Origin of the sequence: Microcoleus sp. A2-C3 (assembly GCF_036706065.1) — a bacterium.
In the GTDB taxonomy this organism is placed as follows: domain Bacteria; phylum Cyanobacteriota; class Cyanobacteriia; order Cyanobacteriales; family Microcoleaceae; genus Microcoleus.
Genome location: NZ_JAUBVX010000123.1, coordinates 1 through 1531, shown reverse-complemented (window position 1 = coordinate 1531; position 1531 = coordinate 1). Strand labels below are relative to the sequence as shown.

The following is a 1531-nucleotide window of genomic DNA, read 5'->3' as shown; positions in this document are numbered from 1 at the left end:
TATTTTCACCTGCCTATTACCATGACTGAAGTAATTTTTCAAGTACATTTTATACCAAATTAGATGCTCTTACCCTGCTATAGTCATACCCCGATAAGTCCCTTGAATTTCATCAACCAAGTAGAATTCTGAAAGACTAGACTCAATTTTACCGACACCATGTACACTGCCCAACGCTCTTCGGACTACAGCTAAAATATTGTAAGAAACCAGAGCTAGACAAAAAGAAAATAAAGCAGCTTTCGGATACCCCAAGGTTTGAATTTCGCCCTCAAAGTTCTTAGTTACGATTTGAAAGAGAGTTTCAACACTCCAACGTTCTCGATATAACTGAGTAATATCGGTAGCACTGGCAACAGTTTTAGGTAGGCTAGTAAGTATGGCAATTTCCCAATCGCCATCACGAGTAACTTTTTTCAAACGCAATACCACCCGTCGTACTTTCAAACAGCTACCCTCATAAGTGAGAGCAACTGTCTGTTCAAAAACAGAGCCTGTTTCTATATCACCTTGAAATTCCAATTCACTGATTGCTTCCTGTGGCAGAGTTTTATGTTCTCGGACTAAAAAATCAGCAGAGGCGTTACAGATACCAAAGAGAAACCCTTGAGTACACATATTGCGATCGGCAATCCATAATTCACCAGGTTTTACCCGTTGTAATACCGACTCAAATAAAGAACGTTCCTGAGCGTGACCATCCTCACAAGGAAACACATCAATCGCCATTTTCAAGTCTGGGTCAAGTACAACCAAAGACTTACCAGGTAAAGCTTTCGCTGCATAGGGCTTCAAGGCTTCTAAACGATGATCTGTAGCAGCTAAACAGTTGCCATCAATGATTCTGATTTGATAAGGAGCTAGTAACTTTGGTGGACTATCTCCCAGAAATTCCATCACATCAGTCATAGAGGCAGCAGTTTCTCTTAACGCCGTGCAGCACTCACATCTAGTTCGATGCCATTAAGTTTGTCATAGACCGCTGTTCGACTGACATTAAGCTCCGATGCTTTGGCTCGGTATGCAGCATTCACGGAAGGATAGATGCCACAAACTACCAGGCTCATTAAATCTACGATGCTGGAGAATAGGAGTTCTCGCGTGTACTGGCTCTTGGCATGATTCTCAAAGATGGAGTCGAGTTGTTCTGTGTTCAATACTCGTTCCATTAAGCCTCGGACCATGACACTGACAGGACTGAGCTTGACAAATCTCTCAAAGATGGCATCTAACATTTACGAGCGTCCTCCTAAATACTGCAAAATGGGGTGAGCCAATAGCTTGTATGCTAGTCATACAAGGTTTCAACCATTATACCGATACCCGCAAATCGAAGAGAACGGCAACAGTCGCTGATCTAAGTTTATTCGTAAGGTTGCCAAGCTTGTCGCCAGCGACCGTTGCCGTTCAAGATTCACCAAGAATGCCTGAATAAAGAACACCTTGACAGGGCTAGCTTTCTTTGTGCTAGGGTATAGACCAACAAACACAGTCCCATTATCATGGCAATTGCTTCTACTCTCTGAGGATT

The 1531-nt window shown here is 42.7% G+C and carries 2 protein-coding genes; both read right to left on the bottom strand.

Annotated features, from left to right (window positions below):
- Window positions 1-69 precede the first annotated feature (69 nt).
- Window positions 70-909 carry a transposase gene (locus QUB66_RS29600; protein WP_332970802.1) on the bottom strand — a complete coding sequence of 280 codons (840 nt, stop codon included), beginning with the start codon at window positions 907-909 and terminating at the stop codon, window positions 70-72.
- A gap of 17 nt (window positions 910-926) precedes the next feature.
- On the bottom strand, window positions 927-1169 hold the full coding sequence (locus tag QUB66_RS29595; RefSeq protein WP_332971311.1) for a hypothetical protein: 243 nt from the start codon (window positions 1167-1169) through the stop codon (window positions 927-929).
- Between the last annotated feature and the right edge of the window lie 362 nt (window positions 1170-1531).